The following is a 26846-nucleotide window of genomic DNA, read 5'->3' as shown; positions in this document are numbered from 1 at the left end:
ACTGCCATCGGAAGTTTTTCTGGTGGCTTTTTTTGAATGGGGTGCGGGTTTCGGGTTTTGAGATTCGTGATTCGAGTTTTGAGTTTGGGGATTTTGATTGTGAACTTAGAACTTTTTATATTCAATAGGGACGGGCTTTAGCCCGTTTGAAATTAGTTAAAAAATCCTCTGGCTTTAGCCAAAACCTACTAAGAATCTGTGATAATCTGTGAAAATTCGTGGTCAGACAAAAGAAAATAACTGTTGAAATGACCAACTTCAGATTTTGTAATGTGAACGCCCCGTAATATTGAAGTATGCAGAATTCTGTAAAAGCAGAGAATAATGATGAAAAAGGGGCATCTGGTTTTGAAATAGCCCTTTTTTATTTTCAATTATTAATGATTATTTTAATTTTGCTTTATGACTTTTTTATCAGTAAAATACATAATTGCTCCTATTATAGGGAATCCAAACTGTAACCAGACATAATTATTTTTTTGTCGTTTACTTAGATTTTTATTTTTCAAAATATCTCTAATTGTATAGATGTTTAATATTGCAAACAGTAAAAATGCAATTAACAGTATTTCGGGATTTTCAATAAGCATAATATTAATGTTTTAAGATATTCATGATTTTAAAATTGTGAAATAAATGTAAAAAGATATTTTTAAATCACTATTTAAAATGTTTGGATTAATACCATTTTTAACAATAAAAAAAGCCCTCAGAAAATATTTCCGAAGGCCTTTTATTTGAAATTAAATCTAGGTACTTATATGATGATGTTATAAGTTAAAGTTAGTCCATCCTGCATACCAAGTATCAGTGGCATCTTTTACAGCACCTCTGTAAGTAACCTGTGTAAACCAGGTTGCTAATTTAGGGTTTGTAAACGCTCCACCTGTTAACAATGGAGAACCTGCATTAGGAGTAAAGTTTGGTGTAGTTCCTGCAGGAGCCCATGCACCAGCAAGTTTTACATCAGCTGTAGAAGCAAGAATTGTATTTCCTTTAGCATTAAACCAAGTCGTAAGATCGTTTAATGTATATGTTGTCGGAGTAGATGTAGATGGTCCGAATTTTAAAGGAGTTGTATTTCCTGCTAAAACGTTGTTTTCAAAGAATAATTTGTTACCTACGATGTTGTTATCCGTTGGAGATCCTTTAGTAGCATCAATGAATAAACCAACCGGGAATCCTGTAAATACAGAGTTGAATACAGAGATAGAAGAGTTTCTTCTGATCTGTAATGCATTCTGGAATAACGCATTGATTGATCCCGGAGCAGCAGAGTTGATTGGCCCGATAATCGTCATGTTAGAGAATGTAGCTGAAGTCTGAGGCGTTAAAGTAGAACCGTTGGCATCATTATCAGATTCAAATGCGTTAGAACCGGAAACGTCAGCTACCTGAGAATCTCTTACTGCGATACCAAACTGTACATTTCCTGAATACCCGTTGTCAGTATCGAAATCGTCATCAAGACCTTTATAAGAAATAAGGTGAGAACAGTTTACTGTTCCTCCGAACCACTCAAAACTGTCATCGTTAGCATAAGCAACTTCTACATAATCCACTGTAGTTCCGCTACCTACACCACCGAATGTAAGTCCGTTGATCTCTTTATCTGGTAAGAATGCATATCCTGCATATTCTATTCTTACATATTTTAATACTCCACTGTTGTCAGCAGCATTATTTCCTCCATAAAGTCCAAGACCTTCAGAGTTGTTAATACCTCCTTCAATTTCTCCAACGCCGTTTGTTCCTCCGAAAGATGCATTAGTAGGAGCATTTCCTAAGATTACTAAACCTGCCCAGTCTCCTCTTTTAGGACTTGCTTTCTCTGAAGTGAAGATAATAGGATTGGCAGCAGTTCCTTCTGCCATGATTTTGCTTCCTCTTGTAATGATTAAAGCTCCGTTTTTATCAGCTTCACCTACAATCTTTGTACCTGGCTCGATCGTTAAAGTAGCTCCGTTAGTTACATATACCAGTCCTCTCAGCTTATAGATTTTATTGGCTTTAAGTGTAGTATTGGAAGTGATTTTTCCTGAAAGAATAAGGTTTTCAGTGTCTCCGTTTCCATTACCTCCATTTTGAATAATGGTAGGTCCATCTTCTTCTATATTTCTACATGCGGTAGTTGATACTAGAGCGCCAAGCATTAAAGAATATAAAACGAACTTTTTCATGTTATAAAGAATTAAATTATTTATTAGATTATTTGTTGAGTGAATTAAAAATTGTATCCCAGTGTTAAACTGATATTGGTTCCTGTAAGTCTTTCAATAGCAAGAGCATCTTTGCTGTCATACTTGCCATTGTCATTCAGGTCATGGTAGAATTTAGCACGACGGTTCAGGATATCTGAAACATTCAGCTTGATCTCTCCCTTGTTGCTCCATAGTTTTTTAGCAAGCTGGAAATCCAGAAGAGGTCTAGGTGCTTCCCAGATTGGTGGAACCTGATCGTTTCCTACGTAAAGGATTCTTCTTCCGATCATGTTGAATAATAGCGTTGAAGACCATCCTGATTTTTCAGTGTCATACTGAAGACTTAGGTTGACAGTATATGGAGATTGTCCCTGCATTGGTCTGTCAATATTGGTAGCTTCGTCTGTTACTCTGTTTTTGATTAATGCTACGTTTCCACCAAGGGTAAAGTTTTTAAGAGCACTTACAAAATCCAGTTTTTTTCTGGCTTCAACTTCCAATCCATAAGCATCCGCTTTATCTACGTTAAGGTAGTTGAAAGTGTTACTTGTTCCTACCCCTGATTGGTTGAAGTATAATTCGATAGGCTTTTTGAAGTTTTTATAGAAACCTGCCACGGATATAATTTCCCCGTTTCTTGGGTAGAATTCCCAACGAAGATCGGCACTCGTTATTTTAGTTCTTTCGATAGATTTGTTACCGATTACAGTTGCTCCAAGGTCAAAATCATAATATGCCAAAGGAGAAACCTCTCTGAATTCCGGTCTTACAACAGTTTGTGAACCCGCAAGACGGATATTCATTTTAGGATTTACCTTGAATGTTAAATTCACAGCAGGTAAGAAATCTGTAACACGAGTGTTTACAAAACGGTCATCACTCTTTTTTGTGCTACCTACCAACTGGTCAAAGTTCTCCACTCTTAATCCCCAGACAGCTCTTAACCATGGTGTGAAGTTATTGTCAAACTGTAAGTATCCTGCGTTAAGGATGGTATTGGCAATATATCTGTACTGGTTTCCAGCAATTTCATCAAATGTAAATCCTCCGTTGGTTCCGAAGTTACCAGGATTGAAGATGGTTTCAAAAGGCTGGGAAAGTAATCCCTGATTGAAGTTTTCAAGTCTTACAGAGAATGGTCTTGAGTTGTATATTCTGTCTTTAACCTGGAATAAATAACCTCCTTTGATCGTTTGCTTTTGTCCGAACATCGTAAACGTCTTGGATACGTCACCTCCTGCATTATACAGATAGTCGCTCAGAGTAGAGTAGAATACACTTCCTGATTTTTGGGAAAGACCGTTGGAAATCAAAGCTAAATAAGGACTTCCCGGCATGTTTGTATATTGGTTATACTGTAAACGCTGCAGCAAAGGAATGTATTGATCAAGGATTCCGAAACTTCCGTACCAGTTTACGGTCAATCCGCCAAGAACATCAATTTTATGATTACCGGAAAGGGTAGAGTTATAGAAAGTTGTTTCTTTAAATCCAATTTCCCTTGCCATGATATTGGTACCGTTAATCGGATCAAATTCAAAGTCCTTTCCTGTTCTGAAGGACATGTGGTTTACTGTATTATTAGTAATGATATTCTTCAGGGAAATTTTGTTGTTGTTGTTCAGCTTTAAAGAAAGGTTCAGCATCCCTCCTAAAATAATATCATTGCTGTATTTTTCTGTAAAATAATCGAAGTTGGTATCAGCAAGCTGGTTGTTGATGGTAAAGAAACGGTTGGTAGACTCCGTTCTTCTTTTGTTGTTACTATAGTTTAAAACAGCAATTACTCCTAAATCTTTTCCGAATAATTTCGTATTGAAACCTCCGTCAAGTTGTAAACTTAAGTTTTCAGGATAACCGATACTGTTGTATCCAAGATTCTTTGTATATCCTTTACCAATCTCTGTTTTCTGTGCTTCAGTCAGAATACTGAAAGCATTTTTTGCAGGCATATTGGTAGGAAGTTTTCTGTAACCGTCATCGATTCCTAAAAAGTCCCACTTTCCTCCTTTCTGCATATGGAATTCCTGTCCCATAGTAGCGGTGTTTCCACCTACACCTACCTGTACATTGAAGAAATTTTTATTAGGAATGTCTTTCGTATTTACCTGAATCAATGCACCGCCCCATTCACCTGTATATTCAGGAATGAACGTTTTGTTGATAACAAGGGTTTCGATAACATTCGCAGGGAAAAGGTCAAAAGAGAAAGTCTTTCTGTCAGGCTCCGTGCTGGATAACTGAATACCATTCAGCATCGCCTGGTTATAACGGTCTGATAAACCTCTTACTACAATATATTTTCCGTCAAATAAACTCACTCCGGAAACTCTTTTCAGAACTTCACCTGTGTTCCTGTCCGGACTTCTTTTGATCGCTTCAACACCAATAACCTGAGAAACTACACCTGCGTTCTTTTGTAAACCGATGGTAGAGGCTATGGTTTCTTTTCTTGCATTTGATTTTATGACAACTCCCTCAATTTCTTTTTCTTTGGTAGATGGCTTATCCAGAACGATGTCAAGATGAGTATTACCTTCATTCTTTATAATAACCTCACTGATCTCTTTTCTGTTATACCCGTTGGAACTTACCGTTACGATGTAATTGGCTCCGGGAGAAAGGTTGATAGAGTAGTATCCGGAAATGTCAGTAGTTACTTCCTGGCCATTTACTTTTACTTTTACCCCTTCTATAGGAGAATTGTCTTTCTCGTCCAATACCCTACCTTCCAAAATCTGACTTTGTGCAAAAGCATAGCCAGCAGAAAACAAGGCAAGTAGCATGATGCTCTTGTGGAGTTGTTTTTTCATTATTACTTCTTTTACTTCTTTTTCAAGGGCAAAATAAAGGCTAAGTTTTTAAGAAAACTTTAGGAGAATCTTAATTAATTATGAAGTTTGTATTAACAGGAGCGTGACTTTTATACTTATCGATGTTTAATTTATATAATTACAATTTTTGTTTTAATGTTAATTATTATTCCTTATATTTGATTTGTGTATAATTATTTGTTAGTTTTTTTATTGATTTTGTAATTAGTGTTTAGAATGTTGTTTTTTAATAATTAGTTAACATTTGGCGGATAGATGAAATCAATTGAAATAATTAATTTTGTGGGAATTCTTAAACTAGAAGATGAGCAAAAAAATTCTTTTAATAGACGATGAACTGGACATTTTAGAGATTCTGTCTTACAATTTGGAAAAGGAAGGGTATGATATCTATACCGCTACCAATGGTAACGAAGGTATAGAAAAAGCGAAGGAAATTGTTCCGGATCTTATCTTATTAGATGTCATGATGCCTGAAAAAGATGGTATAGAAACCTGTCAGGAACTTCGTAAAGTGAAAGAACTGCAAAAAACACTTATTGTGTTCCTTTCTGCAAGAAGCGAAGAGTTTTCTCAATTAGCAGGTTTTCAGGCAGGAGCCAATGATTACATTGTAAAACTGATCAAGCCGAAAATCCTTATTTCTAAAGTGAATGCATTATTACAGCTAACCTCTCAGGTGTCTGACAATGCAAAACTTATTGAAATCGGTGACCTTGTTATCGATAAAGATAACTTCAGAGTTTCCAAAAGCGGACAGCAATTTCTTCTTCCCAAAAAAGAATTTGATTTGCTTTACCTTTTGGCTTCCAATACTGAAAAAGTTTTCAAAAGAGAAGAGATTCTGGAGAAAGTTTGGGGTAATGATGTGATTGTAGGGGAAAGAACTATTGATGTTCACATCAGAAGACTAAGAGAAAAACTGGGAATCAATACGATTCAGACATTAAAAGGGATTGGATATAAACTGATCGTTTAATTATTTAAAAATCTTAACTTTACGTTCAATCATTAAAACGTTGTAAAATTGAAATTTTACAGACTTACCCTTGTTGCCTCGTGTCTGCTGACACTGGTAATGCTCCTTTTAGGTGTCGTATTCGATTCGCTGAAAGATATCTATTATGAGACCCCTTTGTTCAAAACGGGTCTTTTCATCTGTATTATTCTGATCTTCCTGATCAACTGTGTAGTACTGGAACTCCTTTTCAATTACTACAGCAGAAAACAGGTTAAAGGTCTTTCCGGATTTCTGCCGCAGGAAATAGTGCAGAATCACGACGAAAATATCACCATTAAAGAATTAGGCGAAAGATTCTCAGATCTGAATCAACAGCAGGTATCAGAAATTGATATGATGAAAGAGATGGAAAGTTATCGTAAAGAATACATCGGAAATGTTTCTCATGAGCTTAAAACTCCATTATTTTCTATTCAGGGATATGTAGAGACTTTAAGAGATGGCGGAGTGGATAATCTTACCATCCGCGACAAATATCTCGAAAGAATTGATAAATCGGTAGAAAGACTGATCGCTATTGTGACAGATCTTGATATGATTAACAGGCTGGAAGCCGGTGAAATCAATCTTACCGTTTCAAAATTTGATGTCAACCTTCTGATCAAGGAAATCTTCGACTTACTTGATCTTGAAGCCGAAAAAAGAAATACAACATTACAGATTCAGACTCTTCATCCACAGATCTTTGTAGAAGCCGATAAACAGAAAATTTCTCAGGTTTTTATTAATCTGATCTCCAATGCCATTCATTATGCCAACAGACAGGAAGCGAAAGTGATCGTAAAAACCAGCATTCTGAAAAATAAGGTGCTGATAGAGGTGATAGATAACGGAATGGGAATCAAATCTGAAATTCTTCCAAGAATCTTCGAAAGATTTTATCGTGTGGAAACCAGCAGAAGCAGAAGAGAAGGCGGTTCAGGACTTGGATTGGCCATTGTAAAGCACATCCTTGAAGCACACAATGAAAACATTACCGTAGAAAGTGTCTACCTTGAAGGGACGAAGTTCAGTTTTATGCTCGAAAAAAGTAAATAATTCCGGCAAAATGTAAGAAAAAAAAATATTTTAAAAAATCCTGAAATATTTTTTTGTCACATGTCATTTATTATATATTTGCAACAGAGATTTATCATAATTATAAAGGCAAAAAAGTAATTTAAGAAACTGATATGGTTTACAAAATCCGCGTAATATTAGATGCGAAAGAGGATATTTTCCGTGATGTCGAAGTTAAGGGAAAACAAACGTTATGGAACTTACATTTAGGAATTAAAAGTGCATTCAGTCTGCAGGGAGATGAGCTTTCTACTTTTAATCTGTTAGAAGATGACGGAACAATCGTAAAAAGTGTCCCATTGGAAGATATGAGTGATGATGGTGATGGTGAGATCATGTCAGATGTTTATATAGATGAAGCTTTTGAAAACGTAGGCGACAAAGCACAGTTCCAGTATGGGCTTCTTGATCTTTGGGAGTTCTTCTGCGAGCTTGTAGAAGTTATTGAAGAAACAAAAGGAGTTAATTATCCTATTACCGTATACAGATTCGGAAACGTTCCTTTAAAGGCTCCTAGCAAAAACGGAGGTGCCGGAGGTGGCAAAAAGAAATCAGCAATGCCGTTGGTAGATGATGAATTTGGTTTTGATGACGATTTCGTAGCGGGTGGAAACTTTTCGGATGAAGATGATGACAGCTTTGATGATGAGGAAGAAGAAGATTACAATGACGATGTCTTTGATGATGAGGATGACAATGATGATGAAAGATAATCATACAATATACTGGCCCTGGATTTAGATCCGGGGCTTTTTTATGCTAAATAAAGCAAATTACCATTCTGCTTTTAACGATTTTGCCTTTTTACCCTTTTACCCCAAAAACAATCCTTATTTTTGTTAAAAATAGTTTAATGAAAAAATTAATTTTGTTAGCTGTAATTGGTCTGGGAATTGTTTCCTGTACCACTCAAAAAAATATCAGGAAGATGACAGAACTGCCAAAAGATTGGAAACATACTACAAATATCTACGAAGTAAACATACGACAATATACTCAGGAAGGAACTTTCAAAGCATTTGCAAAAGAAATGCCCCGCCTGAAATCTATGGGAATAAAAACCCTTTGGTTTATGCCGATCACACCAATTGCCCAACAGAATAAAAAAGGAAGTATGGGCAGTCCTTATGCGGCTTCAGATTATACTTCCATTAATCCTGAATTCGGAACACTGCAGGATTTTAAAGATATGGTGAATGAGGCACACAGACTGGGATTCAAAGTAATCATTGACTGGGTAGCCAATCATACTGGCTGGGATCATGTTTGGACCAAAACACACCCTGATTTTTATCTTAAAGACCCCGACGGAAAATTCCATATTGCTTCCGGAATGGATGATATTATTGAATTGGATTATAAAAATCAGGAAATGCGTCTGGCCATGATAGATGCCATGAAATACTGGGTACGGGAAACCAATATTGATGGTTTCAGATGTGATCTTGCTTCATGGGTAGAAGTCGATTTCTGGGAACAGGCACGTCCTGAAGTGGAAAAAATAAAACCTCTTTTCTGGCTGGGAGAGTTCGATGAACTGGAAAGCCCGGAATATGGTAAAGTTTTCGACGCAAGTTATTCCTGGAAATGGATGCACAAATCTGCGGATTATTATAAAAAGAATGAACCTCTTCAGGAATTAAAAGATCTTTTGAGACAGTATTCTAATATCGGAGATACATCGATGAGAGCCTGGTTTACCACAAATCATGATGAAAACTCGTGGAACGGAACAGAATATGAAAAATATGGAGTGATTACAAAGCCTATGGCAGTATTCTCTGCAACATGGAATGGTGTGCCATTATTATATTCCGGACAGGAACTTCCGAACATGAAGAGACTGGAATTTTTCGAGAAAGATGTTATTAAGTGGACCAATGCGTATCAGGTTGCTGATTTCTATAAAACACTATTGGATTTAAAAGCTGTCAACCCTGCTTTAAGAGGTGGAGATCCTAATGTAACTACCTATCTGCTGAATACCACAGCGAACGATAAAATTCTCGCTTATGTAAGGAAAAATGGAAAAGATGAAGTACTGGTAGTTTTGAATATGTCAAAAGAACCTGTTAGCTTTTCTGTTGAAGACGAACACTTATCAGGAATATTCAGAAATGTTTTTGATAAAACGAAAAGAGATTTCAGTAATGGAAAAGACTTTAGTTTCAAAGTTTCTGATTATGCCGTATTTGAAAAGTAAGCAATAAAAACCTCTGAACTTCCGGTTGAAGCACTAATTATTAACAATTAGTCTTTTAGCGTACTCATTTCCCCTCCTCTGGAGGGGTGTCAAAATCACAGATTTTGACGGGGTGGTTTATCTGCCCTACAATAAAAATCCACCATTACAATGAACAAACAGGAAATAATCAATATCATCAAAGCAAAAGCTGCTGACAAAATCCAATACTTTGAAAACCTTATTGCAGAAACACGGGCTTCCAATAACGACACCAAAAGCTCAATGGGTGATAAATATGAAACCGGAAGAGAAATGCTTCAGCAGGAAATCAATAATTTGCAGAGACAGCTCAATGAAGTGCTGAATCAGCAGGCTGTTTTGCAGAAAATAACTTCTGATCCTTCGGAAAAAGTTCAGAACGGAGCTTTGGTAAAAACCGATAAAGGACTATTTTACGTAGCAGTTTCTATGGGAGAAATTATTTTTGAAAATCAGAAAATCATGACGGTTTCTGCAGAATCTCCTTTGGTGAAAATCATGTATAATAAAAAAGCAGGAGAAAATTTCATTGTCAACACCATTTATCAGACTATTGAAAATATATGGTAAAATTACGATCTGTTAGATTGCAGATATACAGTTGTTTAATAGAAAATAATCATTGTCTCTATAAAAAGCATTCATAAAAGTGGGTGCTTTTTTTATTGGTTTTTACTAAATTTGGAACTTAAAATCTCATTCAAAATGCAAAACTACCTGGATCTTTTACAGCATATTTTAGACAACGGAACGGATAAAACTGATAGAACCGGCACTGGAACAAGAAGTGTTTTCGGTTATCAGCTGAGATATGATCTGTCAAAAGGATTTCCTTTGGTAACCACAAAAAAAGTGCATTTGAAATCCATTATCTATGAGTTACTTTGGTTTCTGAAAGGAGATACCAATATTAAATATCTTAAAGATAACGGAGTAAGTATCTGGGATGAATGGGCCAATGAAAATGGAGATCTTGGACCTGTTTACGGGGCGCAGTGGAGAAGCTGGAGTGGTGCAGACGGGAAAGTGGTAGATCAGATTACAGAAGTAATTGACCAGATTAAAAAAAATCCGGATTCCAGAAGACTTATCGTATCAGCATGGAATGTTGCAGAAATTCCTAACATGGCTTTGGCTCCTTGTCATGCCTTGTTCCAGTTCTACGTAGCTGATGGTAAATTATCGCTGCAGCTTTATCAGAGAAGTGCCGATGTTTTCCTTGGTGTACCGTTCAATATTGCAAGTTATGCATTGCTGCTGATGATGGTAGCGCAGGTATGTGATCTTGAAGTAGGGGATTATGTTCACAGCTTTGGAGATGTTCATATTTATAACAATCATTTTGAACAGGTTAACAGACAACTTGGAAGAGAGCCAAAAGCACTTCCGACTATGAAATTGAATCCTGACGTTAAAAATATCTTTGATTTCGATTTCGAAGACTTTATTTTAGAAAATTATGATCCGCATCCGGGGATCAAAGCTCCTGTAGCCATTTAATATTCTTACATCACTTTATTTTTTTTATTTACGTCTATTATTTTAACATGAGTAGGCGGCATTATCTGTATCCATAAGTTGGAAATCAGAATATAAATACTTTAGCACACTTTCTTTTGGTAATTGTTTCTTACATTTGAAAGAACAACTCCGCTTCTTTGAATTCCTTTTTGTAGGGCCATTCACTGGCTGGTAGTAAATCATAAATTTGAAATGCTTAAAAATAAATTATGAAGTATTTAAAAATTAATATTGAAGAAAATGCAGATATTGAAGCACTGAAGAATGCAGTACTTCAGCTGAAAGGTGTGGCATCCGCAGAAATAGTGGATGACGAAAATCCTGAAAGTGAACTCAAAAAAGCTTTTGCAAAAACGAAGGAACAGCTTAAAACGGGTGACTATGAAACCCTAGTTAATGACATTTTCGATATAATCATAAAAAAATAATAAAGCAGACCGATGAGAAAGGCCATTTTATCAATCGCTATACTTGGAATTTTATGTTCCGCCAATGTATCAGCACAAACCGAAACTTCAGGAAGAGAAAAAGTATACAGAGCTACCCACACGAAAGTAACGGAGCTTAAGCACACAAAACTGAAAGTGAATTTTGATTATCAGAAAGAACAGATGAATGGGGAAGAATGGCTTACCGCTTCACCTTACTTCTATGCCACCAATGAGCTTACCCTTGATGCAAAAGGAATGCTGATTCATGAAGTGGCTCTTGATAACAACGGCAAAAAGTCTCCTTTAAAATACGAATATAAAGACGATATTCTAAAAATTACACTGGATAAAACCTATCAGAGAAATCAGGATTATACAGTTTACATCAAATATACCTCCCGCCCGAATGAAGTGAAACAACAGGGGAGCATGGCAATCAATGATGAGAAAGGGCTGTATTTCATAAACGCTCAGGGAAAAGATCCCAACACACCAACACAAATCTGGACACAGGGAGAAACAGAATCTTCTTCAGCATGGTTTCCTACTATTGATAAACCCAACCAAAAGACAACACAGGAAATCTATATGACAGTTCCTGATAAATATGTAACGCTTTCAAACGGTCTTATGAAAGATTCTAAAAAAGAATCCAATGGACTTAGAACCGATCATTGGGTGATGGACAAGAGACATTCTACTTATCTTTTCTTTATGGGCGTAGGAGAATATGCTGTTGTAAAAGACAAATGGAAAAACATTCCTGTTGATTATTATATTGAAAAGGAATACGAGCCTTATGCTAAACAGATCTACGGAAATACTCCGGAAATGATCGACTTTTTCTCCAAAAAACTGAATTATGACTATCCATGGGCGAAATATGCCCAGATTTCCGGAAGAGATTATGTAAGTGGTGCAATGGAAAATACCACAGCCACTCTTCATGGAAGTGATATCCTGCAGAAACCGGGGCAGCTTATCGATGAAAATACATGGGAAGATACCATTGCCCATGAACTGTTCCATCATTGGTTTGGAGATCTTGTTACAGCAGAAAGCTGGAGTAATCTTACCGTCAATGAATCCTTTGCTAACTATTCCGAATACCTTTGGAATGAATACAAATACGGAAAAGATCAGGCAGATTATCACCTGATGACAGATGTGAATAATTATCTTCACAACCCAACCGACTTTAATAAGAATCTGGTTAGGTTCAATTATGAATCCCGTGAAGACGTTTTTGACCTGGTAACTTATCAGAAGGGAGGAGGTATTTTAAATATGCTGAGAAACTATCTTGGAGATGATGCCTTCTTTGCCGGAATGAATGATTATCTGAAAACTAACGAATATCAGAATGCAGAAGCTCATCAATTAAGGCTTTCTTTTGAAAAAGTATCCGGTAAAGACCTGAACTGGTTCTTTAATCAATGGTATTTCGGAAACGGAAATCCGAAGATCAATTACACCTACACATTTGAACCCGTGAAAAAGCAGGTTGCTGTTACAATTAATCAAACACAGGAAAAGCCATTTGAATTTCCTCTGGCGATTGATGTATATGACAACGGAAAACCTAAAAGATATAATGTTTGGGTAAATGCGGAATCAAAAAATATATTTAGTTTTGATATTTCTAAAGCTCCTGATCTGGTAAATATTAATGCAGACGGTGTTTTATTAGCCGAAATCACCGATACTAAAACTCCGGAACAAAATCTGATGCAGTTTACCAATTCTAAAGAGTTCAAAAGCAGATATCTTGCTTTAAACGGAATTAAAGATCAGGCTGGGAAAAGTCCTGCTGTTGTAAAATTACTGGCTGCTGCATTAAAAGATCCTTTCTTCAGAGTAAGAATAAAAGCATTAAACTTAATAGACCTTACTAATCCTGAACAAATGAAAGCATTGGGTGCTGAAGTTGAAAAACTGGCTTCCAATGATCCGAAAACATTGACTCAAGCTGCAGCTATTACGGCTTTAGGAAAAACAAAAGATAAAAAATACCTTCCTTTATTTGAAAAAGGAGTGAATGCTGTTTCCAATGCAGTAAAAGGAAGTTCTTTGAGTGCGCTTCTTTCTATTGACCCGTCAAAAGCCGGCAATCTGGCTGATAAAATTGATATGAAAGGAGTATCAGACGAACTCAGAGCACAATTACTTCCGATTATTGTTAAAAACAAAATTACCTCTCAGATAGAAAATATTGCGCCTCTGGCTACTTTTTACCCCTTCATTAAATTCCAGAATCCGGAATTGGGAAAAGCGGCGGAAGACGGTTTCAACTGGATCATGACTTCCGATAACCTGAAAGCAACAGAAAGCATTACGAAAATAGCAGGATATGCCAAAAATCAGATGGCAGATAATCCACAAGCTAAAATGATGATGGTTCAGATGCTGAAAGATGGTTTGAGCAAAAAAATGGAACTGCTGAAACAGAATCCACAAAATGCAGCAAGTATCAACAAACAGATCGATGTCATCAATAAAGCCATCGAAAATTACAAATAAAAAGAAAGCCGGCAGATTTGCCGGCTTTCTTTTTATCGTTACGTGTACCTACATTGTCGGATTTTATTTTTAAATACATTGGTTTTTAACGATGTTGTAAAAATTAGCATTTTTTACGACTGTTTTTTGCATTATCTTTCATAAATTCGTTTAAAATTTGGACAATTATGAGTTTTGGAATTGAAGCAGCGGGTTATTATGTGCCTGGTTTATATTTGGAAATTAAGGATTTAGCAGAAAAAAGAGGAATAGAACCAGCAAAATTGGAAAAAGGCTTAGGTCTTCATAAAATGGGACTTTCTGATGTTCACGAAGATGCTGCCACCTTTGCAGCAGAAGCATTACTAAAGCTTATAAAAGACTATCAAATCAATCCTAAAGAAATAGCAAGAGTATACCTTGGTACAGAAAGCGCAGTGGACGCTGCAAAGCCTACAGCTTCCTATGCTGTACAAATGGTAGAAAAAGTATTGGAAGAAGAATTTGGAACAAGATGTTTCAGAAACTGTGACGTACTTGATATGACTTTTGCTTGTGTAGGAGGAGTAGATGCATTGCATAACGCGCTAGACTTTGTAAAAGTAAACCCTGATAAAAAAGCAGTCGTGATTGCCAGTGATTATGCAAAATATGAATTGGCTTCATCAGGAGAATATACACAAGGAGGTGGTGCTGTTGCTCTTTTGATTTCCTCAAAACCAGATCTTCTTGTAATAGAAAATAATTGGGGAGTTGCTTCAGAAAGTGTCTTTGATTTTTTCAAACCGAGAAGATCATATAATAAAGAAGACTTGAGTGGAGCTCCGGAAGCCTATCCCGAAAAGATTGAAATTTTCACGGATGAACCTGTTTTTGACGGACAATATTCTAACCAGTGCTATCAGGATAGAATAAAAGAAGCTTATTATCACTATAAAGAGCTAACAGGGCAGGATAAACCATATGAAAACTGGAAGTACATTATCTTTCATCTTCCTTATGCCTTCCATGGAAAAAGAGTTTTCACAGAAATATATAGTCTGGAGAATGGTCTTTCTTATGAAACTTCGGACGAACAGAAAGCAATTGCTAAGTCAGAAAATTATCTGAAACTAATTAATGATAAGATAGAAAAGACCCAGAGAGCTTCTTCTGAGATCGGAAATATGTACACTGCTTCTATTTTTATGGCATTTCTTTCCGCATTACAAACATCTTTTAATGAAAATGAAGAACTTACAGGAAAAGAAATTGGTTTTATAGGTTATGGAAGTGGTTCAAAATCAAAGGTTTTTGCGGGTAAAGTGTCTGATGGCTGGAGAAAAGTAGTAGAGAAATGGAATTTATTCGAAAAACTAAACCAAAGAGCTTCTGTTGATTTTGATACCTATGAGAAACTTCACAGAAAACAATTGAAGGAATCTGTAAATAATCAATATAAAGGTTTTGGACTTGTTTCTATTGAGGCTGAAAATCCGGTTTTAATTGGAGCTAGGTATTATAGTTATCAGAAGTAAGATTATCTTCTATTAAATCATATAAAGCATCTCATATTTTGAGATGCTTTTCTTTTTTATCAATGGAAAAAAGCCTGTTGGTTTTCATGATTTTTATGCTTGGATTATTTTTAATTTTATGAGTGAAATGGTTAAAAAAATACAGGTAACATGTAGGTATACTTCTTATGTATTAACTAAATTCTGTAAATATTAAATTTACAGTTTTTAAATTTTAATCTCAGCGACCCTCTTTTAAAACGGGGTTCTGCGGATATAAAGTGGTGTTTTTTATATAAAATTTAAGAAAATAAGCCGTTTTTTTCTCTATTTTACTAAAAATTTAAAACTGATTTAATTCAAATTTTTAATCAAAAATTATTTTTAAGTTTATTTTTTTAATCTAATGTTTATTCTTTTAGTAAATTGATTTTAATTTTCAAATTTATTAAAATTCCGTTAATATATAAATTGACTTATTTTTTGTTAATTTTTTAAATGTAATTAAAATAATTCTCCATCATTTTTTAAGTATGAGTGTGAATCTCTCCTTTCTGGAAGCCTGTTTTCAGTGTTTAATGAATTGATGGTATAGATATTTATCTACATATTTGTCCCTTGAATATATTAAAATCTGTTAATATGAATGTGAAGTTACATGTATTAAGTGCAGGAGCTTTGTTTTTTTTAGGACAAGCTGCTTTTGCGCAAAAATCTAAGAATGATTCTGTTCTGAAGGAGAATAAGATCGATGAGGTAATCGTTACTGGATACCAGAAGAAAAAAGCAGATGAAATTACCCAGGCTCAGGCTGTTGTTGGGGGTGACGAAATCAGAAGAAACTCTCCTACAACATCTATTGGTAACTCTTTACAGGGTAGAGCATCAGGGGTATTTGTACAAAGTACTACCGGACAGCCAGGTGCTGCTGCTACCATTCAGGTAAGAGGTATTGCCGGTGTTGGTGGTTCTTCAGAGCCTACTTATGTAGTAAATGGTATGTATATGACTGCAAGACAGTTCAGTGCAATCAACCCTGCAGACGTAGAATCTATTTCAATTCTTAAAGATGCTGCTGCTACAGCACAGTATGGTGCGAGAGGTGCAAATGGGGTGGTTGTAGTAACTACTAAAGCCGGAAAAGCTGGGAAAACTCACTATTCATTCGAGACTAAGTTTGGTTTCAGTGAAAAGTTGAGAGACAAGAATTATACCATGATGAATTCCAGGGAGTTGATGGATTTCCAGAATCAATTAGGGTACCTTGGATTTAAACCAAGGACTCAACAAGAAATGGATGCACTTGCTGCCTATGATCACAACTGGCAAAAAGATCTGTTAAAGCCTTCAAGCATTCAATCCTACTTATTCAGTGCCCAGGGAGGATCTAGAGAAAGTACTTTCTATTACTCTTTAGGATATGATTCTGATAACGGGATTATCAGAGATATCGACGGACTTAAGAGATATACAGGTAACTTTGGATTTACCAATAAACTGAGTGAAAAACTAAACGTAGGGATTAACCTAGGTGTTCAGTATCAGGAAACTCAGAATTTCAGAGACAGAAACAATACGCAGAACCCATTTGGAGCAATGTATAAATATGCTCCATATGAGCCGGTTTATAACGCCGATGGAAGTTATAATCAGACAATGAGAGCTGGTTCTAACGTTGTTGAGCAGATCCGTAACTATAGATTAGATGATCAGAGACTGAGAATTCCGGTTACTTTATTCGCAGAATATAAAATTATCGATGGTCTGAAGTTTAAAACAAACTTTAACGGACTTTTTGATTGGTACATGGGAACTCAGTGGTTGAAAAAAGGTTCAAACCTGGATATCACAGTGAACAAAGTTCCAACAGGTTCATTGAACAAAAATTCATTCTATACCTTTAACTACACTTGGAATAACTCCATTAACTATAAAAAATCATATGGAGGCCACAACTTTGATTTCTTAGGATTTATCGAATATAACGATAACTACAATGAAACAATGAATGGCGGGGCTTACGGATTGAAATCTCCGGTAATCAATGTTCCATCTATTACAACACCTTCTGACAGAAATACATTTACCGGAGTTAAGGTAAGAAATACTTTATTCAGTTTAGCAGGTTTACTAAACTATGATTATGAAGGAAGATATTTGGTAACAGGATCATTGAGAAGAGATGCTTCATCAAGATTTGGTGCCAATAACCAAAGTGGTATTTTCTGGTCTGCAAGTGCTGCCTGGAATATCGCGAAGGAAGACTTCATGAAAGGTGGGTTTATTAATGATTTAAAGCTTAGAGGATCTTACGGTACAACAGGTAACGATGGTACTTTGCCTGATTACTATAATGTCAATAATATCAGCTACGGTTTATATGGTACTAACGGTACTTCATATCCTAGTACGCTTTCACAAGGTAATTTTATTATTGGGAACAGCAATCTTAAATGGGAATCTAATGCGATTACCAACTTAGGGGTTGATTTCACAATGTGGAACAGAAGAGTTCGTGGATCCGTAGAAGTATATCAGAACAAGAGAAAAGATTTCGTACAGCTTGTGCCTTTAGATAAACAGGAAGGTGGATACTACCAGTATATTAATGCAGGAGATATGTCTCAGAAAGGTCTTGAAGTTGAACTTAGTGTAGATGTAATCAAGCAGAAAGATTTCCAATGGAATCTACATGCTAATATTTCTTTCCAGAAGTCTGTTCTTGACAAGTTAGCAGATGGCCAGTCGGAAAGAAATTTAGGAGATACTTATCTTAAAGTGGGAGAAACTCCATATGTATTCTATAATGTTAGATTTGCCGGAGTAGATCCAAGCAATGGAAAAGCATTATATTATGATAAAGCAGGAAATGTTACTGATGTTTACAGTGCTTCCAATGCAGTTCCTCTTACCGATAAATCTCCATTCCCAAAAAGTTTTGGTGGATTCGGAACTACAGTTCAATATAAAGGACTTGATTTCAGCGCTGATTTCGCATTTAAGCTAGGTGGATATACTTATAACAACATGTATGCTGCTGCTGTGGATCCAACGTTGGCTGTTGCAGGTAGAAATATGGCTCAGGCTGCTGCTCAGGTTTGGCAAAACCCTGGAGATACAGGAGTATTCCAGAAAGTTGACTCAAACGGTATGCGTGATTCTGATCAGTGGATTGAAAAATCAGATTACTTAAGATTAAGATCACTTACATTAGGATATACATTTGATAAAGCATTCCTTGGAGAAGGATCACCAATCAATAAGCTTAGAGCTTATGTACAGGGACAAAACTTATTTACAGTGACTAAATTCCACGGAGAACCTGAGGTTTCAGTAGGATCCGGTGAATCTACAGCATTGTTTGTTCCAGGAGCATATAACCTTTATACTTACCCTGCTGTAAGAACAATCTTGGTAGGACTGCAATTAGAATTTTAATATTGAATAGCTTTATGAAAAAGAATATAATAAAAATAAGTTTAGCTGCGTTAACTGCCTTTGTTACGTTAACGTCTTGCGACAGAAATCTAGATCAAATCTCGTCAATCAATGAAGATCAGGAGCAGGCAATGACCAGACCTGAGACCTTCAGACAGGCTATGGATGGAGCCTATGCAGCTCTTAAAGGAGCTGGATATTATACCAGCGATACAGGAAACCAGCTTATCATGGGTGATCTTACCACTGATAATCTTGTTCGTACCACTACAGGAAGAAATACCAACTTTGCAGCATCAAACTTCGAATTCTCATCAGATAATTCACAGACAACAGGGTTGTATACTGCTGCTTATCTTGTGATCAGCAGAGCTAACTTTGTTTTGAAATACATCAATAACGGAGTATTATCTGGAACACAGAAAACAAATTTGGAAGCTGAAGCAAGAGCATTAAGAGCAATAGCTCATTTTGATATTGTAAGAGCATATTCTCAAATCCCAACTCAATCTGCAGGTGCTAAGAATACAATTGGAATTTATTATTCAGAAACCTATTCTCCTCTAAATAATACATCATCAAGAAATCTTACTGTTGATCAGGTATATGATAAAGTGATAGCAGATTTATTATTTGCGGCTGATAATATTACCCAAAATGATTTGGATAAAGGAAGATTGAGCAAAGCTGCCATCTACGGATTATTATCAAGAGTAAACCTTTACAGAGGAGACTATGCTAACACCATTAAATATGGTGAATTGGCATTAGGAATTTCTTCAAGTATTACTCTAAAATCTAATTTCTATAAGATTTGGAAAGAAAAAGAAGGAGATGTTAATGATGGAGTTTTATTCCAGGTATCAAATTCTGCAGCTGAGCAAAACACAGTAGGTGTTGCTTACAATCAAGCTGTTCCAGCTTTAAGATCAGAGTTTGTTGTAGATTATGACTTATATACTGCATATACAAATAATGATGTAAGAAAATCTGCTTATTTTACTACTGATGTATATAGTAAACAAAAGTATAATCATGTTACAAAATATGCAGGTATTACTGGTTTACCATCTAATATCGTTCCTGTAAGATATTTAAGAGGAGCAGAAGTGTTGCTAAACGTTGCAGAAGCATATTACAGAACAGGTAATGGAGCACAGGCTTTAGTTCTTTTAAATAAATTAAGAGCTGAAAGATATACTGTATTTACTCCTGGTACAGAAACAGGACAGGCTCTTTTAGATGCGATCCTGAAAGAAAGAAGATTGGAGCTTGCATTTGAAAATGACAGATGGTATACATTGAAGAGATTAAACCTTCCTGTTCAGAGATCAGGTAAAGGAGACCTTTTTGACGGTACAGGTACTCCTGCTGTTGCACAGACTCTTGCAGCTGGAAGCTTCAAGTGGCAGTGGCCAATTCCTATTTCTGCTATTCAGGCAAACCCGAACATTAAGCAGAATGATCAGTATTAAAATTTAATTTTTAATAATATAGACGAAGAGCCCTATTCAATAGGGCTCTTTTTTATTGATATTTTATAAATAAGTTATCTCATGACCATACGATCCTGGTAACTTTTCGGAGTGACTCCTTCCAGTTGCTTAAATACCCTTGTAAAATAATTGGTATCAGAAAAACCTGTCTGAAAAGCGGTTTCCTTGATACTGGTCTGGCTGGCTAATAATTCCTTTGCTCTGGTAATTCTCTCCTGCAGAATAAAATCATTAGGAGAAGTACCCAGTTCGTCTTTGAACATTTTAAAGAAATTAGACTTGCTTACATAAGCCAGTTTGGCAATACTGTCAATAGACAATTTCTGGTGCAGATTTCTTTTAATATAATCTACCACAAATCCAATTCTCGATTTATTTTTAACAATATTCTTTTCCACCATGCCTCTTGCCTGAGTCTGCATCAATCTTATCAGAAGTTCTTTCAGTGCAAAATCTGCCATGATATCCTTTTGTGAGTTATCATCCATGGCAATTCTCATGATATTGTTGGTAGCAGAAGCCAGCGATTTATTATTAAACAGAAAATACTCATCCAGCTGAATATTCCATTGCGAAGTTTCATCCACCTTTGGAAGATGATAATTGAGATAATTAAGAGAATCCTCAATAAAATCGGGATTAAGGCTTAAAGAAATACATTGTGTAGGCGTTTCATCCGCTTCCGGAAAATCAATGACCATTGTTTCTCCCGGTGCTACCAGAATACTTTCCCCCGGATAGTAATCAAAATAATTGGTCTTGTTATCCAGTTTCATATGTTTTTTACCTCTCAGCATCGCTGTAAATGCAATATTTTCAAAATGAAGTTTTACATTAAAAGCAGCCTTATGAGTCTCATAAATACTAAACTCACAATTATTTAGATTGAATTTCGTCTGGTTTTCAACAAGACTCAATAGTTGGTTTTCCTTACGTAATTCAGGAGTATTTAATAAAATCTTACTATTGTTATTCATTTCTAAATTTTTTTGAATCGGAGGTAACTCAAATATAGAAAATTTGAGAGTATGTTGCTGTTAATAAAATACTAAAATTGAACTCCTTGCACTATTTTCCACTTTTTTTATACGATTGTGCTATACTCTTTTTGGCTTCTCAGTGTAATTTGGCGTTATCGAAAAAATAAAAACAATACTAATATGAGCACTATTACAGAACCGAGATCAACCACACTTTTACAGCGTCCGGAATTTAAAAACAGATACGATAACTATATTGATGGAAAATTCACTCCACCTGTTAAAGGACAATATTTTGACGTAGTTTCTCCGGTTGATGGGAAAAAATTTACTCAGGTAGCCCATTCGTCCAAAGAAGATTTGGAGCTAGCGGTAGATGCCGCTGAAAAAGCATTTCAGACATGGAAGAATACTTCCTCCACAGAAAGAAGCATCATTCTGAATAAAATTGCAGACAGAATAGAACAAAACTTAGAATATCTGGCTACAGTAGAAACAATAGATAACGGAAAAGCAGTAAGGGAAACATTGGCAGCGGATTTACCTTTAGCCATTGATCATTTCAGATACTTTGCTTCAGTAATCCGTGCTGATGAAGGATCGCATAACGAACTGGACAAAGACACTGTTTCCTTAATTGTTCACGAACCTCTTGGAGTGATTGCTCAGATCATTCCATGGAACTTCCCGATACTGATGGCAGTATGGAAACTGGCTCCCGCATTGGCTGCAGGAAACTGCGTCGTGTTGAAACCGGCAGAAAGTACACCTGTTTCCATTATGGTTTTAATGGAATTGATCGGTGACCTTTTACCGGCAGGAGTTATTAATATTGTTAACGGATTTGGAGCAGAACTTGGAAGAGCTCTCGTTACTAATCCGAAAGTAGCAAAAGCAGCATTTACCGGTTCTACCGCTACAGGAAGACTTGTAATGCAATATGCTACAGAAAATATTATTCCGGTAACGTTGGAATTGGGAGGAAAATCCCCTAATGTTTTCTTCAATTCAGTAATGGATGCAGATGATGAATTTTTAGATAAAGCCATAGAAGGAGCCGTTCTTTTTGCCCTGAATCAGGGAGAGATCTGTACATGTCCTTCAAGACTTCTTGTTCAGGAAGGAATTGCAGATGCTTTTATCGAAAGAGTAATCGAAAGAGTAAAAGCCATCAAAGTAGGAAACCCACTGGATAAAACCGTGATGATGGGAGCACAGGCTTCACAGATTCAGAAAGATAAAATCCTCTCTTACATTCAATTGGGAATAGAAGAAGGAGCAGAAGTGCTTGTAGGAGGAGCTGTAAACAACCTGGGTGAAGATCTTGAAGGCGGATACTACATCCAGCCTACGATTTTCAAAGGAAACAACAAAATGAGAATCTTCCAGGAAGAAATTTTCGGCCCGGTGCTGGCATTTACCACTTTCAAAGATGAAGAAGAAGCTGTAAAAATTGCCAATGATACCATCTACGGTCTTGGAGCCGGAGTCTGGACCAGAGATGCTCACCAGTTGTACAATATTCCACGCCAGATTGAAGCAGGAAGAGTATGGGTAAACCAATATCACTCTTATCCGGCCGGAGCACCTTTCGGGGGTTATAAACAATCAGGAATTGGAAGAGAAAACCATAAAATGATGCTCGATCACTACCGTCAAACCAAAAACATGCTGATTTCTTATAACAAGAATAAGCTAGGTTTCTTTTAATATTATTTAGGACGTGCCCGATTGCCTTGGCTTTTTCCAGGGCAACACGGTCGGGCTATCCAGGGCTGCACTTCGTTTCGGTGCTCCATTGCATTTCGCACCGGCTCGTTCCTCGCCGCCCTTCCTATCCCTCACGCAGGGAAATTACAGAAGTGGAGATAAAAACAAATAACCCCAAATAACTCAATCCAAAAAATAAGATATGATTCCAAAAACAATGAAAGCGGCAGTAGTTCAGGGCTACGGCCAACCTTTGAAAATAGAAGAAGTACCTGTAAGAGAACCCGGAAGATATGAAGTCCTTGTCAAAGTAATTGCCTGTGGAGTTTGTCATACAGACTTACACGCTGTGGATGGCGATTGGCCTGCAAAACCCAAAATGCCTCTTATTCCGGGACATGAAGGAGTTGGTATCGTAGTAGCCTGCGGACCGGAAGCTTTTGTGAAAGAAGGAGATGCTGTAGGTGTTCCATGGCTGTACAGTGCTTGCGGATGCTGTGATTATTGTATTACAGGGTGGGAAACCCTTTGTGAAGCACAGAAAAATGGTGGTTACAGTGTCGATGGTGGATTTGCAGAATACGTCATTGCAGACTCAAGATATGTGGGACATTTGAAATCTGATGTTAACTTTTTGGAAATTGCCCCTATTTTATGTGCCGGAGTCACAGTTTACAAAGGATTGAAAGAAACAGAAACAAAACCCGGAGAATGGGTAGCCATTTCAGGAATCGGAGGACTGGGGCATGTAGCCGTTCAGTACGCCAAAGCAATGGGAATGCACGTAGCCGCTATTGATGTAGCAGACGATAAGCTTGAGCTTGCAAAAAAATTAGGAGCAGACCTTGTAGTCAATGCAAAAAACACAGATCCCGGAGAATATTTGCATAAAGAAGTCGGTGGAATGCACGGTGCCTTAATTACTGCAGTTTCACCTATTGCTTTCAAGCAGGGAATCGATGTGTTGAGAAGAAAAGGAACCATTGCTCTCAATGGACTTCCTCCCGGATCTTTTGAACTTCCGATTTTCGAAACGGTTTTAAAAAGAATTACCGTAAGAGGTTCTATTGTAGGAACAAGAAAAGACCTGCAGGAAGCACTGGATTTTGCCAATGAAGGATTGGTAAAAGCTACCGTTACTGCAGCAAAGCTGGAAGATATCAATGATGTATTTGATAAAATGAAAAAAGGACAGATTGACGGCAGAATCGTTTTAGATATTGCCGGCTCAAATTAATTTGATGATGTGTTGCTGATCCCGGTTAGAATGTATTTTACCGGGATCTTTTATCAATATAAGGTTTGGATTAAACCAAAATAAAAACAATGGAAACAAAAATATCAAGACTTTCCGCAACAGAACAAGCGCTTGAAGTAATTGACAAGCTGGAAGAGCAATATGGCCCTCTGATGTTTTATCAGGCAGGCGGATGCTGTGAAGGAACCCAGCCACAATGCTTCGAAAGAGGAGGCTTTTTTCCCAGAATGAATGATGCTATGATCGGAACCATTAATGGGCATGAGTTCTGGATAGACCGCGACCTTTTTGAATATTGGAAATATTCACATTTTACCCTTGATGTTACAGACGGTTTCGGACCTGGCGGCTTCTCCCTGGAAACTCCTTTGGGTAAAACATTTAAAGTTCATTACAGGCTTTTCACTCCTGAAGAATATGAAAACCTCGAACCGGTAAAACGTAGTGAATAGGGTCTTTAACAAAAAAGTCAGACCTTGACAAACCGATTGACAAACATAGCCGCCACAATATCTCCCACAGCATTCAGCACTGTTGCTAAAGGATCTACCAACGTTCCAATAATCATCACCGCAGGAATCGCTTCCTGAGGCAGTTTATAAACAGAAATCATCAGCATCTCACCAATGTACCCGCCGTTAGGAATTCCACCCGCTACAATACTCACAAAAACAGTAATCCCCAAAGCTAAAAGCAGATTGGCAGGATCAAAAAAATCCTTTCCAATAATTAAAAAGGCTACATAAATCTTGATAATAGATGACATGGAAGATCCGTTTTTATGCAGTGTAGTCCCGATAGGAATCACCAGATTGGCAATAGAATTCGGAATCCCGATTTTGGAAGCCGCCTGTAAATTAGCAGGCATTGTTGCAAAACTGCTGCATGTGCTTATGGCGGTCAAAGTAGGGTAGATCGCATTGGTCCAAAAGCTTTTCACTCCTTTTTGCCCATTCGCCATGAATGCATAGATAGAAAAGAACACAAGGAAATAAATAACTCCTGCAATATAATATAACCCTAAAGGTTTAGCATAAAATCCAAAAAGTTGTGGCCCTAAAGTAGCGACCTGATAAGCAAAATAAGCGCCCAGACCAATAGGAGCAAGCTTCATCACCAGCAGAAGAAGTTCTTTCATCACTTCATATCCAGAAGCAATAAAAACCCTGAAAGGCTGTCCTTTTTCTCCTGTCTTTCGGGCTGCAAATCCTGTCAGAAAAGCAAATACCAAAAGTGCCAGCATATTTCTTCTTGAGAAAAGCTCCGTGAATTCTCCTACGGTAAAGAAACTTACAATCCTGTTACCCCATGTGTCTTCATTAGCTGCTTCTGCAATCATATCAGAACTTCCTGAGACCCCGGAAACAGGGAAAAGATATACTGCACATATTGTAAACACTGCTGCCGTGAGAATAAAGAACAGAAAGGTAAGTGCCATCACAAGAATGATCTTACCGAATTTTGATTGCTGCTCCAGAGAAGCAATAGAATTGGAAACAGCAAAAAATACCAATGGTACTACACTCACAAAAAGAAGATTCAGAAAAATATCTCCCAAAGGTTTAATGTATTCCACAAAACCGGGAGCAACAATTCCTATGATGCTTCCAACAATGATTCCCAAAAGTAAAAATATGATTCCGGAGTAGTTTTTCAATACATCTTTCATGTATAGCTTTTTATCAAAGATAGGTTTATTTTTAACATTCTGTTATACAATTTTCAGACCTAAAATTCATAAATTTGGGTAAACCACATTTCTATGGCTTATATAGATTACTATAAAATTTTAGGCGTAGATAAAAACGCAACACAGGATGATATCAAAAAAGCCTATCGAAAACAGGCTAGAAAACATCATCCCGATCTCAACCCCGGAGACAAAGAAGCAGAAAAGAAATTCAAAGAACTGAATGAAGCGAATGAAGTGCTGAGTAATCCGGAAAACAGATCAAAATATGACAAGTACGGAGAACACTGGAAGCACGGCGAAGAATACGAAAAAGCCCAGCAGCAACAGCAAAGACAGTATCAACAGCAAAGTTATAACGGAGGATATTCCGGTGCAGATTTTGGTGGAGGTGAAGATTTCTCAGATTTCTTCCAGGATATGTTTGGCGGTGCAGGCGGTGGATTTGGCAGAAGTTCAAGAGGAAGAGCCTCCGGTAAATTCAAAGGACAGGATATCACTGCCGAATTGAATCTCAATTTAAGAGACGCCGCAACCACGCATCCGCAAACTTTTGAAATCAATGGAAAGAAAGTAAGAATCACTATTCCTGCAGGAGTGTATGACGGACAGCAGATTAAATTAAAAGGACATGGAAATCCCGGAGTAAACGGTGGGCCAAACGGAGATTTATATATCACCTTCAATATCCCTGCTGATCCGGATTTTGAAAGAATAGGAGATGACCTGAAAACCAAAGTAACCATTGATCTGTACACAGCCGTTTTAGGTGGCGAAGTAAAAGTACATACGCTGAATGGAAGTGTAAACCTTAAAGTAAAACCGGAAACCCAAACCGGAATGACGGTAAGGCTTAAAGGAAAAGGTTTCCCTGTCTATAAAAAAGAAGGAGAACACGGTGATCTTTTTGTAACCTATGAAGTGAAACTGCCAACCAACCTTACCGAAAAGCAGAAAGAACTTTTTGAACAACTAAAAAATTCCTAAG

Annotated in this window: 19 protein-coding genes; 15 read left to right on the top strand and 4 right to left on the bottom strand. The window is 36.9% G+C overall.

The window, feature by feature from the left end; translation table 11 throughout:
- Positions 1-770 precede the first annotated feature (770 nt).
- Positions 771-2180 carry a hypothetical protein gene (locus tag PZ898_RS09080; RefSeq protein ID WP_277695351.1) on the bottom strand — a complete coding sequence of 470 codons (1410 nt, stop codon included), beginning with the start codon at positions 2178-2180 and terminating at the stop codon, positions 771-773.
- Between the two features lie 44 nt (positions 2181-2224).
- On the bottom strand, positions 2225-5014 hold the full coding sequence (locus PZ898_RS09075) for a TonB-dependent receptor (protein WP_062674286.1): 2790 nt from the start codon (positions 5012-5014) through the stop codon (positions 2225-2227).
- A 325-nt stretch (positions 5015-5339) separates the two neighbouring features.
- On the opposite strand from PZ898_RS09075, the gene PZ898_RS09070 reads away from it, so the two are divergent.
- The 11 genes from PZ898_RS09070 (at position 5340) to PZ898_RS09020 (ending at position 20199) form a co-directional block, all read left to right on the top strand.
- A complete protein-coding gene (locus tag PZ898_RS09070; RefSeq protein ID WP_002977493.1) occupies positions 5340-6014 on the top strand; it encodes a response regulator transcription factor in 675 nt (224 codons plus the stop codon).
- A gap of 48 nt (positions 6015-6062) precedes the next feature.
- Positions 6063-7094: an ATP-binding protein gene (locus tag PZ898_RS09065; protein WP_047434197.1), complete on the top strand. Its 1032-nt coding sequence runs from the start codon at positions 6063-6065 to the stop codon at positions 7092-7094.
- 134 nt (positions 7095-7228) lie between these two features.
- Positions 7229-7828 carry a hypothetical protein gene (locus PZ898_RS09060; RefSeq protein ID WP_062674287.1) on the top strand — a complete coding sequence of 200 codons (600 nt, stop codon included), beginning with the start codon at positions 7229-7231 and terminating at the stop codon, positions 7826-7828.
- A 140-nt stretch (positions 7829-7968) separates the two neighbouring features.
- Entirely contained in the window at positions 7969-9318 is a 1350-nt protein-coding gene (locus PZ898_RS09055) for an alpha-amylase family glycosyl hydrolase (protein WP_277695350.1), read from the top strand.
- Between the two features lie 150 nt (positions 9319-9468).
- Entirely contained in the window at positions 9469-9909 is a 441-nt protein-coding gene (locus PZ898_RS09050) for a hypothetical protein (RefSeq protein ID WP_062674289.1), read from the top strand.
- Positions 9910-10044: 135 nt separating this feature from the next.
- A complete protein-coding gene (locus tag PZ898_RS09045; RefSeq protein WP_062674291.1) occupies positions 10045-10839 on the top strand; it encodes a thymidylate synthase in 795 nt (264 codons plus the stop codon).
- A gap of 230 nt (positions 10840-11069) precedes the next feature.
- Positions 11070-11288: a hypothetical protein gene (locus tag PZ898_RS09040; RefSeq protein ID WP_062674294.1), complete on the top strand. Its 219-nt coding sequence runs from the start codon at positions 11070-11072 to the stop codon at positions 11286-11288.
- Positions 11289-11300: 12 nt separating this feature from the next.
- Complete coding sequence (locus PZ898_RS09035) at positions 11301-13811, top strand: M1 family metallopeptidase (protein WP_277695349.1); 2511 nt, start codon at positions 11301-11303, stop codon at positions 13809-13811.
- 167 nt (positions 13812-13978) lie between these two features.
- Complete coding sequence (locus PZ898_RS09030; protein ID WP_277695348.1) at positions 13979-15307, top strand: hydroxymethylglutaryl-CoA synthase; 1329 nt, start codon at positions 13979-13981, stop codon at positions 15305-15307.
- Between the two features lie 621 nt (positions 15308-15928).
- Positions 15929-18724: a SusC/RagA family TonB-linked outer membrane protein gene (locus tag PZ898_RS09025; RefSeq protein ID WP_062674300.1), complete on the top strand. Its 2796-nt coding sequence runs from the start codon at positions 15929-15931 to the stop codon at positions 18722-18724.
- Between the two features lie 14 nt (positions 18725-18738).
- A complete protein-coding gene (locus PZ898_RS09020; RefSeq protein WP_277695347.1) occupies positions 18739-20199 on the top strand; it encodes a RagB/SusD family nutrient uptake outer membrane protein in 1461 nt (486 codons plus the stop codon).
- A 74-nt stretch (positions 20200-20273) separates the two neighbouring features.
- Here the strand turns inward: PZ898_RS09020 and PZ898_RS09015 are convergent, their stop codons facing one another.
- A complete protein-coding gene (locus tag PZ898_RS09015) occupies positions 20274-21197 on the bottom strand; it encodes an AraC family transcriptional regulator (RefSeq protein WP_123279377.1) in 924 nt (307 codons plus the stop codon).
- 183 nt (positions 21198-21380) lie between these two features.
- Here PZ898_RS09015 and PZ898_RS09010 point away from each other — a divergent pair, with 183 nt between their 5' ends.
- The 3 genes from PZ898_RS09010 (at position 21381) to PZ898_RS09000 (ending at position 24620) form a co-directional block, all read left to right on the top strand.
- Positions 21381-22910 carry an aldehyde dehydrogenase family protein gene (locus PZ898_RS09010; RefSeq protein WP_062674306.1) on the top strand — a complete coding sequence of 510 codons (1530 nt, stop codon included), beginning with the start codon at positions 21381-21383 and terminating at the stop codon, positions 22908-22910.
- 202 nt (positions 22911-23112) lie between these two features.
- The gene (gene adhP / locus PZ898_RS09005; RefSeq protein WP_076596100.1) at positions 23113-24147 is read left to right on the top strand and encodes an alcohol dehydrogenase AdhP; all 1035 of its coding nucleotides are present in this window, start codon (positions 23113-23115) and stop codon (positions 24145-24147) included.
- A gap of 89 nt (positions 24148-24236) precedes the next feature.
- Positions 24237-24620 carry a DUF779 domain-containing protein gene (locus tag PZ898_RS09000; RefSeq protein ID WP_277695346.1) on the top strand — a complete coding sequence of 128 codons (384 nt, stop codon included), beginning with the start codon at positions 24237-24239 and terminating at the stop codon, positions 24618-24620.
- Between the two features lie 17 nt (positions 24621-24637).
- On the opposite strand, the gene PZ898_RS08995 is transcribed toward PZ898_RS09000, so the two are convergent.
- On the bottom strand, positions 24638-25837 hold the full coding sequence (locus PZ898_RS08995) for a dicarboxylate/amino acid:cation symporter (protein ID WP_277695345.1): 1200 nt from the start codon (positions 25835-25837) through the stop codon (positions 24638-24640).
- Positions 25838-25930: 93 nt separating this feature from the next.
- On the opposite strand from PZ898_RS08995, the gene PZ898_RS08990 reads away from it, so the two are divergent.
- Positions 25931-26845, top strand: a complete 915-nt coding sequence (locus tag PZ898_RS08990) for a J domain-containing protein (RefSeq protein WP_120231966.1) — start codon at positions 25931-25933, stop codon at positions 26843-26845.
- Position 26846: the final 1 nt, after the last annotated feature.

Origin of the sequence: Chryseobacterium sp. WX (assembly GCF_029542485.1) — a bacterium.
Lineage (GTDB): Bacteria > Bacteroidota > Bacteroidia > Flavobacteriales > Weeksellaceae > Chryseobacterium > Chryseobacterium cucumeris.
Note: the sequence above shows the minus strand (reverse complement) of the source record. Positions and strands in the feature narration are given on the sequence as shown.

What these genes read in the sequence shown, in the direction of transcription:
- PZ898_RS09010 (WP_062674306.1), top strand. Translation starts at nt 21,381, where the DNA reads ATGAGCACTATTACAGAACCGAGATCAACCACACTTTTACAGCGTCCG.
- adhP (WP_076596100.1), top strand. Translation starts at nt 23,113, where the DNA reads ATGATTCCAAAAACAATGAAAGCGGCAGTAGTTCAGGGCTACGGCCAA.
- PZ898_RS09060 (WP_062674287.1), top strand. Translation starts at nt 7,229, where the DNA reads ATGGTTTACAAAATCCGCGTAATATTAGATGCGAAAGAGGATATTTTC.
- PZ898_RS09050 (WP_062674289.1), top strand. Translation starts at nt 9,469, where the DNA reads ATGAACAAACAGGAAATAATCAATATCATCAAAGCAAAAGCTGCTGAC.
- PZ898_RS09015 (WP_123279377.1), bottom strand. Translation starts at nt 21,197, where the DNA reads ATGAATAACAATAGTAAGATTTTATTAAATACTCCTGAATTACGTAAG.
- PZ898_RS09070 (WP_002977493.1), top strand. Translation starts at nt 5,340, where the DNA reads ATGAGCAAAAAAATTCTTTTAATAGACGATGAACTGGACATTTTAGAG.
- PZ898_RS09020 (WP_277695347.1), top strand. Translation starts at nt 18,739, where the DNA reads ATGAAAAAGAATATAATAAAAATAAGTTTAGCTGCGTTAACTGCCTTT.
- PZ898_RS08995 (WP_277695345.1), bottom strand. Translation starts at nt 25,837, where the DNA reads ATGAAAGATGTATTGAAAAACTACTCCGGAATCATATTTTTACTTTTG.
- PZ898_RS09040 (WP_062674294.1), top strand. Translation starts at nt 11,070, where the DNA reads ATGAAGTATTTAAAAATTAATATTGAAGAAAATGCAGATATTGAAGCA.
- PZ898_RS09035 (WP_277695349.1), top strand. Translation starts at nt 11,301, where the DNA reads ATGAGAAAGGCCATTTTATCAATCGCTATACTTGGAATTTTATGTTCC.
- PZ898_RS09045 (WP_062674291.1), top strand. Translation starts at nt 10,045, where the DNA reads ATGCAAAACTACCTGGATCTTTTACAGCATATTTTAGACAACGGAACG.
- PZ898_RS09000 (WP_277695346.1), top strand. Translation starts at nt 24,237, where the DNA reads ATGGAAACAAAAATATCAAGACTTTCCGCAACAGAACAAGCGCTTGAA.
- PZ898_RS09025 (WP_062674300.1), top strand. Translation starts at nt 15,929, where the DNA reads ATGAATGTGAAGTTACATGTATTAAGTGCAGGAGCTTTGTTTTTTTTA.
- PZ898_RS09080 (WP_277695351.1), bottom strand. Translation starts at nt 2,180, where the DNA reads ATGAAAAAGTTCGTTTTATATTCTTTAATGCTTGGCGCTCTAGTATCA.
- PZ898_RS09075 (WP_062674286.1), bottom strand. Translation starts at nt 5,014, where the DNA reads ATGAAAAAACAACTCCACAAGAGCATCATGCTACTTGCCTTGTTTTCT.
- PZ898_RS08990 (WP_120231966.1), top strand. Translation starts at nt 25,931, where the DNA reads ATGGCTTATATAGATTACTATAAAATTTTAGGCGTAGATAAAAACGCA.
- PZ898_RS09055 (WP_277695350.1), top strand. Translation starts at nt 7,969, where the DNA reads ATGAAAAAATTAATTTTGTTAGCTGTAATTGGTCTGGGAATTGTTTCC.
- PZ898_RS09030 (WP_277695348.1), top strand. Translation starts at nt 13,979, where the DNA reads ATGAGTTTTGGAATTGAAGCAGCGGGTTATTATGTGCCTGGTTTATAT.